Origin of the sequence: Metabacillus lacus, from assembly GCF_009674805.1 — a bacterium.
In the GTDB taxonomy this organism is placed as follows: domain Bacteria; phylum Bacillota; class Bacilli; order Bacillales; family Bacillaceae; genus Metabacillus_C; species Metabacillus_C lacus.
The window spans coordinates 170,304-188,381 of sequence record NZ_WKKI01000001.1; the positions used below are offsets into that span (position 1 = coordinate 170,304).

Here is an 18,078-nt window from a genome sequence, read left to right on the forward strand (position 1 = left end):
AAGGACACTGTTCAAGCAGTGTCCTTTCTACTTTTTTAGCCATTGATACATGTGGGAAAGAATTTCGTCATTTCTTATCAAATCCACTTCTCTCAGCGGGAGGACTTTAAAATCTGCTCCATTTTGATTAGTAACGATTGTCGGCAGAAAGCGGGGGCTGTGAATGGTAATATTCTGAGTGCGTCCAGTTTCATTTTTAGTAACTGATAAGGAAAAGATCCCTCCTATATTCTTATATAACCCTTTTTGTCCTGATAGAAAGTTTCCAAGAGAATAAATGACCAGGCTCTTCCGTCCATTCTTTTGTTCTATCCATTCTATTGGCTGAAGAACATGAGGATGGTGGCCAATGATTATATCTGCACCTTGTGCAGCGGCAAAAGAGGCGAGTTTTTTCTGCTCTTCGTTAGGCAGACGCTCATACTCAACTCCCCAGTGCATGCTGACAACAGTGACATCTGCTTCTTTTCTTATATTTTCTATATCTCTTCTCATCTTTTCAAAGGAAATGATATTCACCAAGTACTCTTTTCCGGCAGGAACCGGAATGCCATTCGTGCCATAGGTATATGACAAAAATCCAAAATCTATGCCATTTGCCCCTATGATTCTACTTGTGTTTGCATCGATTTCGTTTTTATAGGCTCCTACATATGGCAGCCCAATACGATCATAATGTGCCAAACCAGCCTGCACGGCTTTTTCTCCGCGGTCAAGAGTATGATTGTTGGCTACTCCTGCAATATCAATCCCTGCTGACTGCAAATTTTCTGCAATTTCGACAGGGCTGTTAAAGGACGGATAAGAAGATAAGCCAAGCTCTTTTCCCCCTATCATTGTTTCCTGATTTGCGAAAGTAATATCAGATTCCCCGAGATAAGGAGCAACATGTTCAAGCATGCTTGTAAAGCTGTAGCTGCCATCTTCTTTTTCGGCATCCTGATATACTTGGCTGTGCAGCAATATGTCTCCTATTGCAGAAAAGGTAGCGGTAGAAACAAACTGTTTTTGTGTGACCATTGTTGTTCTGCTGTCATGATCATCTGAAAAGAGGGGGGAGGAAATGATCGGAACAAATTTTACTCCTGTTAACAGCGGAATACCCAAACAAAAGATCAAAACAATCAGTGTCTTTTTCATAACACAATCCACCTCCGGAATAATAGCCATTGTAGACGTTAACTCAGCAAACTATCCATGGGAAAAGAAAAACAGTATCCAAAAAACGGATACTGCTGCTACAACCAAGATATTTTAGGTTCTGTTTTGTTTTTAATGCGTGATATATTGGTCCGGTGTCTGTAAATGACAAATAAGGTCAAAAGCGCGACAAAAATCAGCAGAATTCTATCTCCCGTCAATAAGCTGTAAATAACCGCGTAAACTCCTGTCAACATGGAGGAGAGAGAGACGTATTTAGTTGCGTATAAAAAGATGAAAAAAACCGCAAGCATTGTCAGGAACAGCACAGGTTGAATGGCAAGCAGAATACCGCCGGAAGTTGCTACTGCTTTACCTCCTTTAAATTTAGCAAACACAGGGTATGTATGTCCGAGAACAGCAGCAAGTCCTGCTAAAAGAGGGTTTAAATCAGGAACCAGCCATATTGCCAGAAGAACAGCAATAGTCCCTTTTAATATGTCAGCGATTGTAACGACAAGTCCCGCCTTTACACCAAGTGTACGAAAGGTATTTGTCCCTCCAAGATTTCCGCTCCCATGTTCGCGAATATCAATTCCATAGAAGATCTTTCCTACAATCAGCCCGCTTGGAATGCTGCCAAGCAAATAAGCCAGTATGAGAATAAGTGCAATGAACATAAATAAGTCTCCTTTACATAACGTACGTATTGATATTTTATCACGTTAGGCTATTTAAAAACTATGCTCTATATAAAATCTTGATTCCAAAAGATTGATTTAGGGAATAACTTGTAACAACTGGTTAAGATTTTATTTGTATGTTCAGTAAAAGACAGATACAATGTGAGAGAAGGAGAGTGGAAAGTATGTTTCAAAATCCCTCCAGAGACGAGATCGGAAAAATTTTAAAAGTAAGTAAACGAATTGCGGTTGTGGGCCTTTCTAAAGACGAATATAAAACATCTTATATGGTCAGCCGGGCTATGCAGAAAGCAGGGTATATCATTCTTCCAGTGAATCCGACCGTTCAGGGAAGAATTCTTGGAGAGAAGGTGTACGCATCTCTCAGTGAAATTCAAGGACATATAGATATCGTGAATGTGTTTCGGAGATCAGAATATCTGGCAGACGCTGCACGGGATTTCCTATTAACGGACGCAGATGTATACTGGGCACAGCTTGGCCTTTACAGTGATGAAGCCTATTCGCTGTTGAAAAGCAGCGGAAGGACAATTATTATGGACAGATGCATTAAAGTGGAGCATGCTATCACAAAATAACTTCTAAATCACAGGCTGCCTGTGATTTTTTGTTATCTATTTACCATAATCATAATTAGAAGATGCAGGGGTCTGAGAACTAAGGGGGCCAGGGGGAGATAGCAAGAGATTATCCCCATTGTATATATACTGCAAAATGTGCAAAAACCCTTTGAAAAAGGCGAAGTTTATGAAAAGCAGATGTTGAAAAAGAAGCATTTCTGCCGGCACAGCATCTTTCCAAAAGTGGGATTAACGATTAGTTCTGCATAAATATAGTTTGCCAAATGCACAGGAACCGCTAAAATAAAGCATGTAGCTAAAAAGAAAATCATTAAAGTAAAAGGAAATAAATCAAAGAGCGGGAATTCTATTACTCAGGCCTTGCCATAAAGAAGCATATAAGTTAAAATACGAGAACAAATGTTCTTACGGAGAGCTGGCGGCAAAAGCTTGTTTGTGATTTTGAAAGGAGTTAATTTCTTGGTTAAGCAGCAATTTGAATACAATGATGATGCAATACAGGTACTTGAAGGTTTAGAAGCAGTCAGAAAGCGCCCTGGTATGTATATAGGCAGCACTGATATCAGAGGCCTGCATCATCTTGTTTATGAAATCGTAGATAACTCTGTTGACGAAGCGTTGGCAGGACATGGTGATACCATTATCGTAAAAATACATAAAGATAACAGTGTATCTGTAAAAGATACCGGACGAGGAATGCCCACAGGCATGCATAAGCTCGGCAAACCGACGCCGGAAGTTATATTGACTGTCCTGCACGCAGGTGGAAAGTTTGGTCAGGGAGGCTATAAAACAAGCGGGGGACTGCATGGAGTCGGCGCTTCGGTTGTAAATGCACTTTCTGAGTGGCTTGTTGTAACAATTAACAGAGATGGATTCACATATAGACAGAGATTTGAAAATGGCGGTAAGCCCGTGACGACTCTCGAGAAAACAGGGAAAACGAATAAAACAGGTACGACCATCCATTTTAAACCTGATTCAACTATTTTCAGCTCTATTGTCTATAATTTTGATACCCTAAGCGAGCGGCTCAGGGAATCTGCATTTTTGCTGAAAGGCCTGAAAATAGAACTGATTGATGAGCGTGAGCAGCAGCATGAAGTATTCCTTTATGAAACAGGCATTGAAGCTTTTGTAACCTATTTGAATGAAGAAAAAGATGCTTTGCATCCGGTAGTGTCCTTTGAAGGAATTCAAAACGGGATAGAAGTAGACTTCGCTTTTCAGTTTAATGATGGATATTCAGACAATATCCTCTCATTTGTAAACAATGTAAGAACCAAAGACGGCGGTACACATGAGTCAGGCGCAAAAACAGCTATGACCAGAGCGTTTAATGAATACGCAAGAAAAGTAAATCTCTTAAAAGAAAAAGATAAAAACCTAGATGGTTCAGATATTAGAGAAGGATTATCAGCTATTGTTTCGGTGCGCATCCCTGAAGAACTTCTGCAATTTGAGGGTCAGACGAAAGGCAAGCTTGGCACAAGTGAAGCACGATCGTCAGTAGATTCAGTGGTGTCAGAAAATCTTTCCTATTTTTTTGAAGAAAATCCTGACACAAGCACACTGCTTGTTAGAAAAGCGATTAAAGCTTATCAAGCAAGGGAAGCAGCTCGCAAAGCGAGGGAAGAAGCAAGAACCGGGAAAAAACGCAGAAAATCAGAAGCCACACTCAGCGGAAAACTGACTCCGGCACAATCCAGAAATCCGCTAAGAAACGAATTGTATCTTGTGGAAGGAGACTCCGCAGGCGGCTCTGCAAAACAGGGAAGAGACAGACGCTTTCAGGCAGTGCTTCCTTTGCGCGGTAAGGTTATTAACACCGAAAAAGCAAAGCTTGCTGACATTTTCAAAAATGAAGAGATTAATACGATTATTCATGCAATCGGAGGCGGCGTTGGTGCGGATTTTCTTGTTGAAGACATCAATTACGATAAAATTGTCATTATGACAGATGCCGATACCGACGGTGCACACATTCAGGTTTTACTGCTTACTTTTTTCTACCGTTATATGAAGCCTCTATTGGAAGCGGGAAAAGTCTTCATAGCGCTGCCCCCGCTTTATAAAGTCAGCAAGGGAACGGGAAAGAAAGAAGTTCTTGAGTATGCCTGGTCCGATGAAGAACTGAAGACTGTTCTGAAAAAATTCGGAAAAGGCTATATTATTCAGCGCTATAAAGGGCTTGGAGAGATGAATGCGGATCAGCTCTGGGAAACAACCATGAATCCTGAAACCAGAACGCTGATTCGAGTGAAAATTGATGATGCGGCGAGAGCAGAGAGACGTGTAACTACGCTGATGGGCGATAAAGTTGAACCCCGCAGAAAATGGATTGAAAAGAACGTGGCATTTGGCCTGAACGAAGAAAGCAACATCCTTGAAAATGAGAATTTATCAGTAACTGAGGAGGGTGAAGAGTAATGGCAACTCCAGAAACATACCGCGATCTTCCTCTTGAAGAAGTATTAGGCGACAGATTTGGCAGGTACAGCAAATACATTATCCAGGACCGGGCACTTCCTGATGCGAGGGATGGACTGAAACCGGTTCAGCGAAGAATTCTTTATGCGATGTTTGCAGAAGGAAACACACAGGAAAAAGGCTTCCGGAAATCTGCCAAGACTGTTGGAAATGTCATTGGCAACTATCATCCTCATGGAGACTCCTCAGTGTATGAGGCAATGGTAAGGATGAGCCAGGATTGGAAAGTCCGCAATCTGCTTGTTCAAATGCACGGAAACAACGGAAGCATTGACGGTGACCCGCCAGCAGCCATGCGTTATACAGAAGCAAGGCTGTCTGCGATTGCTTCTGAATTGTTGAGAGATATCGATAAGGAAACGGTCGAGTTTGTTCCGAACTTTGATGATACAAGCAGCGAACCTGTTGTTTTGCCTGCCATGTTTCCAAACCTGCTGGTAAATGGATCAACCGGAATTTCAGCCGGCTATGCTACAGAAATTCCTCCACATCATCTGGGAGAAGTTATTGATGCTGTTATCAAAAAAATTGACAACCCAGAGGTAAGTGTTGATGAACTAATGACAGTGCTGAAAGGGCCGGATTTCCCGACGGGCGGTATCATTCAGGGCGTGGAAGGAATCAAAAAAGCCTATGAAACCGGAAAAGGGAAAATTATCATCAGGGGCAAGGCAGTTATTGAAGACATTAAAGGCAGTAAACAGCAGATTGTCATCACGGAAATTCCTTTTGAAGTCAACAAAGCGAATCTTGTAAAAAGAATTGATGAGTTTCGGCTTGAAAGAAAAGTGGAAGGCATATCAGAAGTCCGCGATGAAACAGACAGAACCGGACTGCGCATTGTTATTGAATTAAAAAAGGATGCCAATGCAGAAGGAGTTTTAAAGTACCTTTATAAAAACAGCGATCTGCAGATTCCTTATAATTTCAATATGGTAGCCATTTATAACCGCCACCCGAAATTAATGACCCTGCCGGCTATTCTGGAGGCTTATATTACTCACCAGAAGGAAGTAATCACTAACCGTTCCCGTTATGATTTGCGGCGGGCTAAAGAGCGCCAGCACATTGTGGAAGGTTTAATGAAAGCACTGTCAATTCTGGATCAAGTGATTGCAACCATTCGTGCTTCCAAAGATAAGCGTGATGCGAAGGATAATCTGATCAGCAAATATCAGTTTACTGAGCCTCAGGCGGAAGCAATCGTATCTTTACAGCTTTACAGGCTGACAAATACGGATATCACGGCTCTTCAGCGGGAATCTGAAGAACTTGAAAAGAAAATACTTGAGCTTGAGAATATATTAGGAAATGAAAAGAAGCTTTTTCTAGTCATTAAGAATGATTTAAAAAAGGTGAAGAAAACTTATGCAGACGAGCGCCGTTCAGTAATTGAGGCGGAGATTGAAGAAATCAAAATCAATCTTGAAGTACTTGTTGCTTCAGAAGATGTAATTGTCACGGTAACAAAGGATGGATATGTGAAAAGAACAAGTCAGCGTTCCTTTGCTGCATCTAACGGACAGGATTTTGGCATGAAGGAATCAGACCGGCTTCTTGCACAGCACGAAATCAATACAACGGATGTTTTGCTGCTGTTTACCAACAAGGGCAGCTTTCTGTACTGTCCTGTTCATGAACTGCCTGATATTCGCTGGAAAGATCTCGGTCAGCATATTGCCAATATCATACCTATAGACAGAGATGAGCAAATCATCAAAACCATGCCAATGAAGCTGACTGATTTTTCTGCTGGCAGCTACCTGTTGTTCTTTACTAAAAACGGCATGGTGAAGAAAACTGATCTATCTTTTTATAAGGCTCAAAGATATACGAAGCCTCTAGTCGCGGTTAATGTAAAAGGAGATGACGAAGTTGTCGATATTTACATAACTGATGGAAAGCAGGATGTATTTATAGCTACTGAACTAGGATTTGGATTATGGTTTTCTGAAGAAGAAATAGGCTCGGTAGGCCTTCGCGCAGCAGGTGTGAAAGGAATCAATCTTAAGCCTGAAGACTTTGTTGTCAGCGGCTACACATTTGATGCTGCTACCCCGCCTGCATTAATTACAGTGACTCAGAGAGGGGCTGTGAAAAAAATGCTGCTGAAGGAATTTGAACGCACCAGCCGTGCAAAACGCGGATTAATTATGTTCAGGGAGCTGAAAAAAAATCCGCATCGTCTTGTTAAAGCACTACTTTCAGACCCTAAAGCCACACTACTGCTTGAAACAGAAAAGGGCCATGTAGAAAAATTGAAAATTATTACGTTGAAAAACAATGACAGATACAGCAACGGCTCCTTTTATATTGACGAGACAGAATCCGGAAAAGTGAAAAATGCCTGGCTTGAACATGATACTGACGTATAAATATTGCTCATCAAGCAAAAAAACATCCTCTTTTTAAAAGAAAGAGGATGTTTTTGCATATTTATTTATTTTTCATGAAAGTAATCTGTAAAAGCATGAAGAATTTCAATACCCTGATACAAAAACAGAGTGGCCGCAGTGACGGAAAATCCGCCAATCATCAACATTCTCATCCAGAACATCATAGTTTCAAAACCTCCTTGTTTGGATATTATTTAGGAAGACAAACAAATAAGTTTCGAAAATAGGAGGATTGATAAAACACACTAAGTAGGAATACTTTCAAGGAATGCTGTTTTCTGCTGTATGTATTTATCGCTAAGCAGCAGTAAAAAATCAAGTCCAGTGCAAACAGCTTTAGAGTAATGCCAGGAAAATCTAGATTCATTGGAAGACTTTCTGCCTGTTCTTTCTCATTGTAGGAAGATAAATGTTCTTCTAATGCGATCGCAACAGTTTCTTTAGGATCAAAAAGCAGTTCGGAACTTGTTGCTAAAACAAAAAGGAGCAACATGAAATTATAAAATTGTTTATGTTTCATCTCATATTAACTCCTTCCTTAAAATATCATAATCATATACGATATTTTACGAAAAGAAAAGAAAAAAATTGTCAGAGTTTTTTCCATATTGTGATATAATATATCAAGCTATGTAAATATATCTTACATACATAAGTAAAAAGATTGCTAGAGGAGGACTTTTATGGATTTTATTAATAATGTAGTTTCTGCCGGCAACACTGTTTTATGGTCATACTTGCTGATTTACCTTTTAATTGGTCTTGGTCTTTATTTTACTATAAGAACCAAGTTCGTACAGGTAAGGTACTTTGGTGAAATGTTCAAATTGCTCGGGCAAAAAGACACTCTTTCTAAAGAAGGTAGAGGAATTTCATCTCTGCAGGCGTTCTTTATCAGTGCAGCTTCCCGTATTGGAACAGGAAATCTCGCAGGCGTAGCAGTTGCGATTGCACTGGGAGGGCCGGGAGCTATATTTTGGATGTGGGTCATCGCTTTTGTAGGTATGGCCTCAAGCTTTATAGAAAGCACCCTTGCACAGGTTTATAAAGTAAGAGATGGAGATCAATTCCGAGGCGGTCCGGCATATTATATGCAAAAAGCTTTAGGACAAAAGTGGATGGGAGTATTGTTTGCGATACTAATAACACTTTGCTTTGGATTAATCTTTAATGCTGTTCAGGCAAACACCATTTCATTGGCTTTTGAGAGTGCATTCAGTACAAATAAAACAGTGATTGGATTAGTTCTTGCAGTATTTACAGCAATTATTATCTTTGGAGGATTGAAAAGGGTTGCTGCAGCAACACAGATTATCGTCCCGGTAATGGCTGTCATTTACCTTGCTGTTGCATTATTTGTAGTCATTCTTAATATTACAGAAATTCCTTCTGTGATCGGCTTGATTTTTGCAAACGCATTCGGATTGCAGGAAGTTGTAGGCGGAGGAATAGGTGCAGCCTTGGAAAATGGTATCAGAAGGGGATTGTTCTCCAATGAAGCAGGTATGGGTAGTGCTCCTAATGCCGCTGCAACAGCTAATGTTTCACATCCGGCAAAACAGGGCTTTATTCAGTCACTTGGCGTATTTTTTGATACAATCATCATCTGCAGCTCTACAGCCTTTATCATTCTATTGTTCGATGTGTCTCCAAATGGAGAGCTCAGCGGAATTCAAATTACGCAGGCAGCATTGTCTTCGCATATAGGTGACTGGGCGCAAATTTTTGTGGCAGTGGCTATTCTGCTGTTCGCATTCAGTTCAATCATCGGCAACTATTATTATGGTGAAACAAACATCGAATTTTTAAACACAAATAAAGCCTGGCTCTTCATTTACCGTCTGGCAGTAATAGGTATGGTTGTTTTCGGTTCTGTATCAGGCTTCCAGATTGTATGGGATCTTGCAGATTTGTTCATGGGCGCAATGGCTGTAACAAACTTGATAGCAATCGCATTACTTTCTGGAATTGCTTTTGCTGTGTTAAAGGATTATGTGAAACAACGTAAAGAAGGAAAGGATCCTGAATTCACAGCAAGCTCCATACCAGGGCTTAAGCATGCTGAAGTATGGGAAAAGAGGAAGGAAAAGGGTTAAAACCTTGTCATGGGGAGCTTAAATTCAACTGAATTTAGGCTTCTTTTTTTGTGATTTTACAGGTTATGAGAGAAGTTGAGTAGTAAGAGGGTTGAGAATAAAATGATAAGTCACAGTAATGAATATTAATGAGTATAGGGAGTCAAAAAGACTTAGAAGTTTCCATAATAAGATTATGTTAACTAATTTCATAAATGGGAAGAATATTGCTTAGGAAGACAAAGGTTTAAAACCGATATTTCATTTATGCTATTTGCGTTTGCAGAATTGCATGGAATGTAATAAAGTTCATTTTGATTGCAAGCCAGCATTTAAAAACTGCTGTAGATAAATTATATAAATTTGACGATAAAACTTACTTATGTAAACGTTATTTTTTTCTTTTGTCTCATTATCTCAAGTATACTTAGCCAGTGAGACAAGAAATCTCATCTCCTATATAACTTCCGAGAATATATATTATGTTAACTAGAAAATGAAAATACAAGAAGTGTATAAATTCCCATTGCTTCATTCACTCGCATCCTGTTCTCCTGTAAGTTTGCCCCTTAACTCATTATCCCTTCTACTGAATCAATACTTATATTCAATATGAATGTACAATGGTCATAAGTTCAAGATAAATAGGATAGCTGCTGTCCGCTCAGCAATCCATCCTGGGGTACAGCAAACATTTCGGAAATTTTGTACGTTAAGCAAATTTAGGATTTAAAAAAGTCGATTCTTACTGAAAGAATCGACTTTTTTAAGGTATTTAAGCTTTTTTCATTGTGTGAATTTTATTAAATTTCATGTTTTTAATACCTCTTAGCATTGCATAAATATTTAGTCGGCTTTTAAGTAACCTAAATTTGAAAGAGATCTCAAATAATCATGGAATTCTCTATTTTCTAGGTTACAATCTTCTCTATCTATTCCCATTAATACAATTAATCTATCAAACAATTTTTCACTATTTCCAATAAGTTTGATATCTTTAAGGTAATCCTCACTATCAACTCCTAAAAAAATCACCAAATATTCCCCCTCTTGAATGCGGGTATATTTGACTTCACTTTTTGTAGATTTATCGGGATCTAAGGGAAATTGTTTATTTAATTCCTTTAAACTTACAAATTCCCTTTTTTCTTGCTCTGTAAATAAATTGTTCAGTATTTCGTCTTTATCAATAATAAAACACTTATCATACTTATTAATTTCTTGTAAATCAACTAAAAAATCCATTTCTTTTTCATCTAGTGATTTAGCCAAATATTCATTAATTAGAATATCTTCGACATCTGATAATAAGTATTTATTTGGCATTGAAAGTTTAAGATACTTTTTGTATAATTCTTCAATTTTTAAATCCATATTTTCTATCATCCCCCTTAGTAATAGAATGAATGACAACCAGTGCGATTATACAAATGGAAGTGGAAATAATAACCTTCAGCAAAAGATTTACCTTTATCTCTTTCAGGTCCTATCGGTGTCCTGTTTCCGCCAGCCTCCCGTGCTATTGCAGCAGCAAGGGAATACGATTTAGACCAAACATTGTTATTTTTGCTGTCTGATGATTTTAACCGAGCTACTGCTTGTGCTTTGGTTAAAGAGTTTCCGATGTATAAATCCCCTTATGTCAAAATGGCCATATAGAGATCATGTTTTTCCTTTTTAAGCTTTTCTGATACCTCTTTAACATCAGTATATGTAATACCAGCGATTACAACAGCCAACCCAGCAGAAATTAGGTGAGCAATTATCGCTTCCCCCAATACTACGCCGAGAGGGATAAACCATACAAGTGATGCTTTAAATTCATTTGAGTTAACATTATATGTTTCTCCAGTTTCTGTATCAATAAAAGTTGCGATTAATTCTTCATCTGTTGCATAATCGACATGGTTAAAAATATTAAGTAAACGATAATCATTATTATTTGCACAAATAATCAACATTTCTATGATAATTTATGTGAACGTTCGATAATTTAATCAACTTATATCATCCAGCATTTATAACCAAATTTTTAGTAAGTGTAAATAAGATATAAAAGTCTACTTTTTGGGCTGATCAAGTGCTTGGTAAGCTGCTTGATACTTTCCTCCATCCGCAACTTCTGAATGGTACAAGGCCTTGAGGGCATTGTTTTTTTCAAGACCATGCTCAACCTTTAGTTCTTTAAAGCGTGTATGCAGTTCTTTATTTTCCTTTATTAGTTGTTGCATTTGCGATTTTAAATACTTCAAAATATGTATCTCCTTTTTAAATCTCTGAGTTTTAGCCTAATTTTTAACGGAAATAACCTGTTTAAAAAGATCCCTAAATTGCTCCCGATCTTCAGCTGTAAAAGGCTTTGGTCCCTTTGTTTGCTGTCCGCCTTTTTTAGCCATTGCACTTAAATAACGTGTTTATAATAATTGATCGATGTTTTTATTTGTATATCTAAATCCTTTATGGTGAGGACGATAATTCCTTTTGCTAAACCTAGTGATGCAAGACCATAATCATGCGTAACGATAATATCCCCTTTTTCCACTTACATCACAATCCGATAATCTGCAGCATCTGCTCCACAATCAACTTAAATTGTTTTCACTCCTGATGGCTGTTCTGCATTAGAAAAATGAGACAAGCTTGTAACAAGGATAACCTGAATTTCAAGATAGCTTGCTTCAGAAATAATAATATCGTTCACCGGACAAGCATCTGCCACATAAATTTTCATCTATCCCCTCCTAAGAAATTCGACTTACTCTTTAACTTGATCTTTTTCAACTATAAAAGGGACTGGTGACTTTTGTTTAAAAATAATAAAGAATTCTTCCTTTTGCTGTATTTTTCTATCCTCATATTATACTTTATAGAATTGTGTTGGCAAATGGTCGTACAAATGCCAACAAAAGATACCTTAGAACTAAATACTTGATTAGAATGTCAAACATTTATAGGTGTAAAAGAAAAGGATAAATGTACAGGATGATCACCTGTATACATCTATCCTTTTTATACACCAAAAGACCTCATTTACCACAATAACAATATTGTTTGATGTTCAACTCTCGTTTCCGTTTGTATATGTACTGGATTACCTTTCACGAACAGCACATGCTAATTTAGAGTATAGGGAATATATATTCAGTTTAATTGTATTTTGATAGTACGCTTTCTAAATCACTGATAAAGCTGTTTAATTCTTGCTGTGATAAATGAACAGGCATTTGATCATATAGTGTAATAATTTGTCCGCCTTCTTCATGTTGATGTTTTTTCAGGTAATGCAGAATATTGCTTAACTGTTTTTCATTCAATACAGATTGTGTTTCTAAATGTTTTACTTTTTGCAGCGAAAATTCATTAATCTGTGAATCCAATTCTCCAGCTAGTATATCACCCTGAATAAACATTCATAACACTCCTTGAATAATTGTCGACTGACTTTCAGATAAGAAAATATCCCTTTAGTTCTCTACTGTGCCTTCAATTCCGTTTATACTATAGCTGTATGTAAATCTTGCGTTAAGAGAATGCGACACAGAACAGTATTTTTCCGTCGACAGCTTAATCGCTTTGATGACTTTTTCCTGGGGCAGTTCCCCTTTTAACACATATTTCAGCCCTAGATCCGTAAATCTTTTTGGATGATCTTCAGCTCTGTCCCCTGTTGTTTCTATTTCAAAGCTTTCTGGCTGTAGGCGCATTTTTTTTAATATTAAGATAATATCAATGGCTGTACAGCCTGCAACGGCATGCAGCAGGAGTTCGGTTGGCCTTGAACCTTTGTTGTTCCCTCCTGCAGTTTCATTTGCATCCATGATGACTTCATGGCCTGATGGTGATTGACCCTTAAAGGAAAGGTTGCCTGTCCAGGAAACAGTAGTTTTCATAAAGTCTTCCTCCTCTCAATAAAGAAAGTATAACAGAAACTGGAATGTACGATTCCCTATAGTGGACGTTGCAGATTACAACCTCTTATTTCCCTTCGTAATGAGCATCAGGATGAAGATTGTTTTTCATATATTCCTGAACCTGCTGTATTGAATTCTGTGATGCCAGCTGAGTCTCATACCAGCCCTTCTCATCCATTATCTTGTAGAGCTCATGCTGATTGCTGCTGGCAAGCTCAAAGCACTGTTGATAAATATGACGCAAATCAGAATGAACCGCTTCCAGTATCGTTTGTGAGATACTTCGGCATCTGCTTTTTTCAAGTTCAAGACACAACTGCAGCATTTCCCGATCAGTTAATCCGCGTCCGTTTATATTATTTGGCATGTTTATCCTCCTCCCTCTTAATGAGTCATTCTTGCTTGGTTAAAGTATTGTGAAAGATCGGCAACTTTCAGTTGATGCTGCTCTGCCATTCTTTCAAGTGCATGTTGAATGTTTTTATCATCGCAAAGGGATGCGCACCAATTCATCGTTTTTGCCGTAATTTCTTCTGCACGTATTTCATCTTCTATATATGAAAGTTCCTTTAAAGTTAGCTCTGCCATATACTCACCTCCACTATCAGCATGTTATCAATAGTATTTAACTGTTGATTGGATTTATCCATAATAGATCATTTATTATCACTGTAGGGGTATCGCCAACATTTCGGAAATTTTGTACGCTAAGCAAAATTCGACACAAAAAAGCCAAATATCTGTACGTTAAGGAATTTGGCTTTTGTTATTGTTAGTTTTTATTTAAGGGTCTTAGTGAATTAGCTGGTAATCTATTTGAATCAAATTTATATTCTCCAAGAAAATTAATATGTTCCCATCCTAAAGGTGAGATATTTGGAAGTAATTCTTCTTTTAGGACATTATTTTTCTTAAATTCCTTTGTCACTTCACAGGGAACTTTTCTGGTTATGCTCATAAAGTTTGTGTTCATTAAAGAATATTTTTACGGCTTTTGATCGCCTTTTTAGTGATATTTTGAAATAAGAGAAAATATTACCTCTATCATTATCGATGAGACGCTTAACCTAAATTTTAAGTATTATTAAATACAATCTGCTTTTTTACATAATCTTATCGAATAACTCCAGTAACGAACAAACGTTCTACACTCCTAAATTTCAACAGAGTCATGCATAAAAACAGCGTACAAAAGTTTATTTTGTACGCTGTTTTTACTATGATGGGTCTTTCTCTCTCTAAAAGGGTCGTCTTCCTCTCAGGCATGTTAAGAAAGTGTTTGACCCCAATCAAGGACAAATTCTCCCTCCAGGTATTTTTCTGCATCAAGAGCAGCCATACAGCCTGTCCCTGCTGCTGTAATTGCCTGCCTGTACATTCGATCTTGTACATCACCGCAGGCAAAAACGCCGGGAATATTGGTTTTCGTCGTGCCGGGTTCCACCAGTATATAGCCCTGTGCATCTGTGCTTATTGCATTTTGCAGAAAGCCGGTGTTCGGCGTATGACCTATTGCAACAAAAATGCCGTTTGTTTCTATGATTTCTTCATTGCCGGTTTCGTTGTTTACTACCTTAAGCCCTGTTACAACGCCTTCTGCTGACAGGACCTCCAGCGGAGTACGATTCAGCATCCAGGAGATCTTGCTGTTTTCCCTTGTTCTCTCCTGCATAATTTTGGAGGCGCGAAGGTCATTTCTTCTATGAACAATTACAACTTCCTTAGCAAATTTCGTCAAAAAATTTGCTTCTTCCATTGCGGAGTCTCCCCCTCCTACAATGATTACTTTCTTACCTCTGAAAAAGAACCCGTCACACGTAGCACAGGTGCTGACTCCAGTTCCAATATTTTCTTTTTCACCTGGTATATTCAGCAGTTTTGCAGCTGCACCTGTTGAGATAATCAGCGCCTCTGTTTCCACCTTTCCGATGCCGCTTACTTCCAGGGAAAATGGAGGATTTGTTAAATCTACCCCTGTTACCCATCCTCTTTTAAAAGTTGCTCCGAACCGCTCTGCCTGCTTACGCATGGAGTCCATTAACTCTGGTCCCAGAATGCCGTCAGCAAAGCCGGGGAAATTTTCTACTTCTGTCGTTAAAGTGAGCTGTCCCCCAGGCTGGTCTCCTTCAATCACAACTGGGTTCATGTTTGCCCGGGCAAGATAAATGGCAGCTGTCAGCCCTGCCGGCCCTGTTCCAAGAATGACTACTTTTTCCATTGCAAAACGCCTCCTTCAATCCTTGCAGTCTACAATTACACATACCCTATAGGAAGTAATGATATCCTTATGGATTTTCTGCATGAAAAAAGCCGGAAGTTCCGGCTGCATTAATTTATTCTCCAGTTTTAGCGAATGTTTCAATTCTTGCACTGATTTCATCACGAACGTGCTGAAAGAATGCCCACTTTTCTTCCTCAGTGCCTTCCGCTTTGGCAGGATCATCAAATCCCCAGTGAACACGATGGATGTGCGAGGGAGTGACAGGGCAGTTGTCGGCTGCATGACCGCAGAGTGTGACAATCAAATCAGCAGAATGAAGAATTTCGGGATCTATCACATCTGACGTTTGATCGGAAATATCTACTCCAGCTTCTTTCATAGCTTTGACTGCAAGAGGATTCAAACCATGAGCTTCCAGTCCAGCACTTTTTACATTCCAGTTTTCACCGAGATGCAGTTTTGCCCACCCCTCTGCCATTTGGCTTCTGCAAGAGTTGCCTGTACATAAAAAGTAAATTGTTTTCTTAGTCATGTTTTTATCTCCTTTAATATAGATTATCTTTTAGTAATGTAAGAAAAGCAGCCACACATATAAACCAATAAGAGTAATGAAGAGTGTTGGTATCGTTAAGATTATACCTGTCTTGAAATACGTTCCCCAGGATATTTTTACTCCTTTGAGTGACAATACATGCAGCCATAATAATGTTGCGAGTGAACCAATTGGTGTGATTTTCGGTCCAAGATCTGAACCAATTACATTTGCGTAAATCAAAGCTTCTCTCATCGTGCCTTCAGTTTGTGTATCAGCGATGGCAAGGGCATTGATCATCACCGTAGGCATGTTGTTCATTACTGAGGACAAAAGGGCTGCTAGAAAACCCATTCCAAGAGTTGCTGCAAACAGTCCCTGCTCTGCGGTGATCTGAATGAAATCGGATAGCAGGCTGGTAAGCCCTGCATTTCTCAGCCCATATACAACGACATACATACCAACAGAGAAAAAGACGATTGCCCATGGCGCACCTTTGATGACTGACCGTGTATGAACAGCAGGGCTTTTTCTGGCCATAAGCAGGAAAAAGACTGCAATAAATCCAGCTATAATTGATACTGGCACACCAATAAATTCACTGGAGAAATATCCTGCCAGCAGTATTCCCAGGACGATCCAGGAAAGCTTAAACATGCTCTGATCCTTAATGGCATCTTTAGGATCCTTCAGCTGCGAAGTATCATAATTTTTAGGGATGCTTTTTCTAAAGAACAGATAAAGAACCAGTATGCTTGCACCCAGTGCAAAGAAGTTAGGCACAATCATCCGTGAAGCATACTCGGTAAATCCTATGTTAAAAAAGTCGGCTGACACAATGTTGACAAGATTACTGACCACAAGCGGCAATGAGGTTGTATCAGCAATAAAGCCGCTTGCAATAATGAATGGGAATATCATTTTTTCACTAAAGTTCAGATTGCGCACCATTGCAAGTACAATGGGTGTCAGGATAAGCGCAGCTCCGTCATTGGCAAAAAATGCTGCAACAAGCGCACCTAATATCGTTACATACACAAACATACGTACGCCGCTGCCTCTTGCTGCTTTCGCCATATGAAGCGCTGACCATTCAAAAAATCCTATTTCATCAAGTATTAACGAGATGATGATAATGGCAATGAAGGCTAATGTAGCATTCCAGACAATAGATGTAACATCAATCACATCTTGAAAGTTTACTACTCCTGCGAGGAGTGCCAGAACAGCTCCTCCACAGGCTGACCAGCCAATAGACAGTCCCTTGGGCTGCCAGATGACAAAAATCAGCGTGACAAGAAAAATAATGATAGCTAAACTCACGGTAACCATTCCCTAAACCTCCATCAGCTGCAAGTAATTCTAAGTCCTTTTTCTTCTAATTCTTTAATTTTGTCATCCTGATCCGGAATATGCTTCAGTAAATGATCGATAAGGGAGGTATATTCACAGTTTTTGTTCAAGGAATACATAATCCATTGCCCCCGGCGCGTTTCGCTGACGATCCCGGCATCTTTCAGTTTTCGTATATGCTGGCTGATAGCCGGCTGACTTGCCTGAAAAATGGCTGTAAATTCACAAACACAGCAATCATGTGAGCTTAGCATCTTTATCATCGTTAATCTGGTTTTATCACCAAGCAGCTTTAACACTCCTGCCGCTTTCTCAATTTCCAATGTTTGTTGAGTCATATAGTATCCCCCTTCTCTTTCTCCCTTGTACGTTATATATTAGCACTCGCTTATATAATAATGTACTTATATATAAGATGCAAGTCTCGAATTTGGTTTTTTTTTAGAATTTTACGTGACAAATTCTCTATTCGCCTTCACCAATAGTAAGAAAATGGATTCATTTTACTGTTAAAGTATTGACGTATTAACGGAATGATCTATAATGAAAAGCAATTGAATAGGACTACTCTTATAAAGAGCGGTGGAGGGACGAGCCCTTTGAAACCCGGCAACCGGCTATCATATAGCACGGTGCTAAATCTTGCAGCTGCAATGCTGAAGGATAAGAGAGAGT

General features: G+C 39.0%; 18 protein-coding genes, 2 pseudogenes and 1 riboswitch. Of the genes and pseudogenes, 4 read left to right on the forward strand and 16 right to left on the reverse strand.

Annotated features, from left to right (window positions below):
- Positions 1-27 precede the first annotated feature (27 nt).
- Positions 28-1,140 (reverse strand): CapA family protein, encoded by a 1,113-nt coding sequence (locus GJU40_RS00905; protein WP_170289286.1) that lies wholly within the window; start codon positions 1,138-1,140, stop codon positions 28-30.
- A 98-nt stretch (positions 1,141-1,238) separates the two neighbouring features.
- Positions 1,239-1,820: a glycerol-3-phosphate 1-O-acyltransferase PlsY gene (gene plsY, locus GJU40_RS00910; protein ID WP_154305849.1), complete on the reverse strand. Its 582-nt coding sequence runs from the start codon at positions 1,818-1,820 to the stop codon at positions 1,239-1,241.
- A gap of 188 nt (positions 1,821-2,008) precedes the next feature.
- Here plsY and GJU40_RS00915 point away from each other — a divergent pair, with 188 nt between their 5' ends.
- The 3 genes from GJU40_RS00915 (at position 2,009) to parC (ending at position 7,290) form a co-directional block, all read left to right on the forward strand.
- Positions 2,009-2,422: a CoA-binding protein gene (locus GJU40_RS00915; protein ID WP_154305850.1), complete on the forward strand. Its 414-nt coding sequence runs from the start codon at positions 2,009-2,011 to the stop codon at positions 2,420-2,422.
- 462 nt (positions 2,423-2,884) lie between these two features.
- The gene (parE, locus tag GJU40_RS00920; RefSeq protein ID WP_246188232.1) at positions 2,885-4,855 is read left to right on the forward strand and encodes a DNA topoisomerase IV subunit B; all 1,971 of its coding nucleotides are present in this window, start codon (positions 2,885-2,887) and stop codon (positions 4,853-4,855) included.
- Positions 4,855-7,290, forward strand: a complete 2,436-nt coding sequence (gene parC / locus GJU40_RS00925) for a DNA topoisomerase IV subunit A (RefSeq protein WP_154305852.1) — start codon at positions 4,855-4,857, stop codon at positions 7,288-7,290. Before parE ends, parC begins: the two co-directional genes overlap by 1 nt.
- Positions 7,291-7,501: 211 nt before the next feature.
- Here parC and GJU40_RS00930 read toward each other — a convergent pair whose 3' ends face one another.
- Entirely contained in the window at positions 7,502-7,831 is a 330-nt protein-coding gene (locus GJU40_RS00930) for a hypothetical protein (protein ID WP_154305853.1), read from the reverse strand.
- A gap of 163 nt (positions 7,832-7,994) precedes the next feature.
- On the opposite strand from GJU40_RS00930, the gene GJU40_RS00935 reads away from it, so the two are divergent.
- Positions 7,995-9,407, forward strand: a complete 1,413-nt coding sequence (locus GJU40_RS00935; RefSeq protein ID WP_154305854.1) for an alanine/glycine:cation symporter family protein — start codon at positions 7,995-7,997, stop codon at positions 9,405-9,407.
- Between the two features lie 825 nt (positions 9,408-10,232).
- On the opposite strand, the gene GJU40_RS00940 is transcribed toward GJU40_RS00935, so the two are convergent.
- The 13 genes and pseudogenes from GJU40_RS00940 to GJU40_RS01000 all read right to left on the reverse strand — a co-directional run bounded on the left by GJU40_RS00940 (position 10,233) and on the right by GJU40_RS01000 (position 17,741).
- Positions 10,233-10,772 carry a hypothetical protein gene (locus GJU40_RS00940; protein WP_170289287.1) on the reverse strand — a complete coding sequence of 180 codons (540 nt, stop codon included), beginning with the start codon at positions 10,770-10,772 and terminating at the stop codon, positions 10,233-10,235.
- A gap of 251 nt (positions 10,773-11,023) precedes the next feature.
- A complete protein-coding gene (locus tag GJU40_RS00945) occupies positions 11,024-11,347 on the reverse strand; it encodes a hypothetical protein (RefSeq protein WP_154305856.1) in 324 nt (107 codons plus the stop codon).
- Positions 11,348-11,446: 99 nt separating this feature from the next.
- Positions 11,447-11,638: a hypothetical protein gene (locus tag GJU40_RS00950; RefSeq protein ID WP_154305857.1), complete on the reverse strand. Its 192-nt coding sequence runs from the start codon at positions 11,636-11,638 to the stop codon at positions 11,447-11,449.
- A 36-nt stretch (positions 11,639-11,674) separates the two neighbouring features.
- Positions 11,675-12,117, reverse strand: a pseudogene (locus tag GJU40_RS00955) (YaiI/YqxD family protein).
- A gap of 415 nt (positions 12,118-12,532) precedes the next feature.
- Positions 12,533-12,796, reverse strand: coding sequence for a hypothetical protein (locus GJU40_RS00960; RefSeq protein ID WP_154305858.1), 264 nt, complete (start codon positions 12,794-12,796; stop codon positions 12,533-12,535).
- Positions 12,797-12,850: 54 nt separating this feature from the next.
- Positions 12,851-13,276: an OsmC family protein gene (locus GJU40_RS00965; RefSeq protein ID WP_154305859.1), complete on the reverse strand. Its 426-nt coding sequence runs from the start codon at positions 13,274-13,276 to the stop codon at positions 12,851-12,853.
- A gap of 85 nt (positions 13,277-13,361) precedes the next feature.
- The gene (locus GJU40_RS00970) at positions 13,362-13,664 is read right to left on the reverse strand and encodes a spore coat protein (protein ID WP_154305860.1); all 303 of its coding nucleotides are present in this window, start codon (positions 13,662-13,664) and stop codon (positions 13,362-13,364) included.
- Between the two features lie 17 nt (positions 13,665-13,681).
- Positions 13,682-13,885, reverse strand: a complete 204-nt coding sequence (locus tag GJU40_RS00975) for a hypothetical protein (RefSeq protein ID WP_154305861.1) — start codon at positions 13,883-13,885, stop codon at positions 13,682-13,684.
- Between the two features lie 184 nt (positions 13,886-14,069).
- Positions 14,070-14,228: pseudogene (locus tag GJU40_RS00980) on the reverse strand (Tn3 family transposase); the annotation flags it as partial.
- A 336-nt stretch (positions 14,229-14,564) separates the two neighbouring features.
- Positions 14,565-15,515, reverse strand: a complete 951-nt coding sequence (gene trxB, locus GJU40_RS00985; RefSeq protein WP_154305862.1) for a thioredoxin-disulfide reductase — start codon at positions 15,513-15,515, stop codon at positions 14,565-14,567.
- A 115-nt stretch (positions 15,516-15,630) separates the two neighbouring features.
- Positions 15,631-16,050 (reverse strand): arsenate reductase (thioredoxin), encoded by a 420-nt coding sequence (gene arsC / locus GJU40_RS00990; RefSeq protein WP_154305863.1) that lies wholly within the window; start codon positions 16,048-16,050, stop codon positions 15,631-15,633.
- Positions 16,051-16,080: 30 nt separating this feature from the next.
- Positions 16,081-17,382 carry an arsenic transporter gene (locus GJU40_RS00995; RefSeq protein ID WP_154305864.1) on the reverse strand — a complete coding sequence of 434 codons (1,302 nt, stop codon included), beginning with the start codon at positions 17,380-17,382 and terminating at the stop codon, positions 16,081-16,083.
- Between the two features lie 14 nt (positions 17,383-17,396).
- Positions 17,397-17,741 (reverse strand): ArsR/SmtB family transcription factor, encoded by a 345-nt coding sequence (locus tag GJU40_RS01000; RefSeq protein WP_154305865.1) that lies wholly within the window; start codon positions 17,739-17,741, stop codon positions 17,397-17,399.
- Between the two features lie 229 nt (positions 17,742-17,970).
- Positions 17,971-18,073, forward strand: a riboswitch (SAM riboswitch).
- The last annotated feature ends 5 nt before the right edge of the window (positions 18,074-18,078 follow it).

Excerpts from the sequence above, each read along its gene's own strand:
- GJU40_RS00945 (WP_154305856.1), bottom strand. The coding sequence starts at position 11,347 with ATGTTGATTATTTGTGCAAATAATAATGATTATCGTTTACTTAATATT.
- GJU40_RS00935 (WP_154305854.1), top strand. The coding sequence starts at position 7,995 with ATGGATTTTATTAATAATGTAGTTTCTGCCGGCAACACTGTTTTATGG.
- GJU40_RS00970 (WP_154305860.1), bottom strand. The coding sequence starts at position 13,664 with ATGCCAAATAATATAAACGGACGCGGATTAACTGATCGGGAAATGCTG.
- GJU40_RS00940 (WP_170289287.1), bottom strand. The coding sequence starts at position 10,772 with ATGATAGAAAATATGGATTTAAAAATTGAAGAATTATACAAAAAGTAT.
- GJU40_RS00975 (WP_154305861.1), bottom strand. The coding sequence starts at position 13,885 with ATGGCAGAGCTAACTTTAAAGGAACTTTCATATATAGAAGATGAAATA.
- parC (WP_154305852.1), top strand. The coding sequence starts at position 4,855 with ATGGCAACTCCAGAAACATACCGCGATCTTCCTCTTGAAGAAGTATTA.
- GJU40_RS01000 (WP_154305865.1), bottom strand. The coding sequence starts at position 17,741 with ATGACTCAACAAACATTGGAAATTGAGAAAGCGGCAGGAGTGTTAAAG.
- GJU40_RS00915 (WP_154305850.1), top strand. The coding sequence starts at position 2,009 with ATGTTTCAAAATCCCTCCAGAGACGAGATCGGAAAAATTTTAAAAGTA.
- trxB (WP_154305862.1), bottom strand. The coding sequence starts at position 15,515 with ATGGAAAAAGTAGTCATTCTTGGAACAGGGCCGGCAGGGCTGACAGCT.
- arsC (WP_154305863.1), bottom strand. The coding sequence starts at position 16,050 with ATGACTAAGAAAACAATTTACTTTTTATGTACAGGCAACTCTTGCAGA.
- GJU40_RS00995 (WP_154305864.1), bottom strand. The coding sequence starts at position 17,382 with ATGGTTACCGTGAGTTTAGCTATCATTATTTTTCTTGTCACGCTGATT.
- GJU40_RS00930 (WP_154305853.1), bottom strand. The coding sequence starts at position 7,831 with ATGAAACATAAACAATTTTATAATTTCATGTTGCTCCTTTTTGTTTTA.
- GJU40_RS00905 (WP_170289286.1), bottom strand. The coding sequence starts at position 1,140 with ATGAAAAAGACACTGATTGTTTTGATCTTTTGTTTGGGTATTCCGCTG.
- GJU40_RS00960 (WP_154305858.1), bottom strand. The coding sequence starts at position 12,796 with ATGTTTATTCAGGGTGATATACTAGCTGGAGAATTGGATTCACAGATT.
- plsY (WP_154305849.1), bottom strand. The coding sequence starts at position 1,820 with ATGTTCATTGCACTTATTCTCATACTGGCTTATTTGCTTGGCAGCATT.
- GJU40_RS00965 (WP_154305859.1), bottom strand. The coding sequence starts at position 13,276 with ATGAAAACTACTGTTTCCTGGACAGGCAACCTTTCCTTTAAGGGTCAA.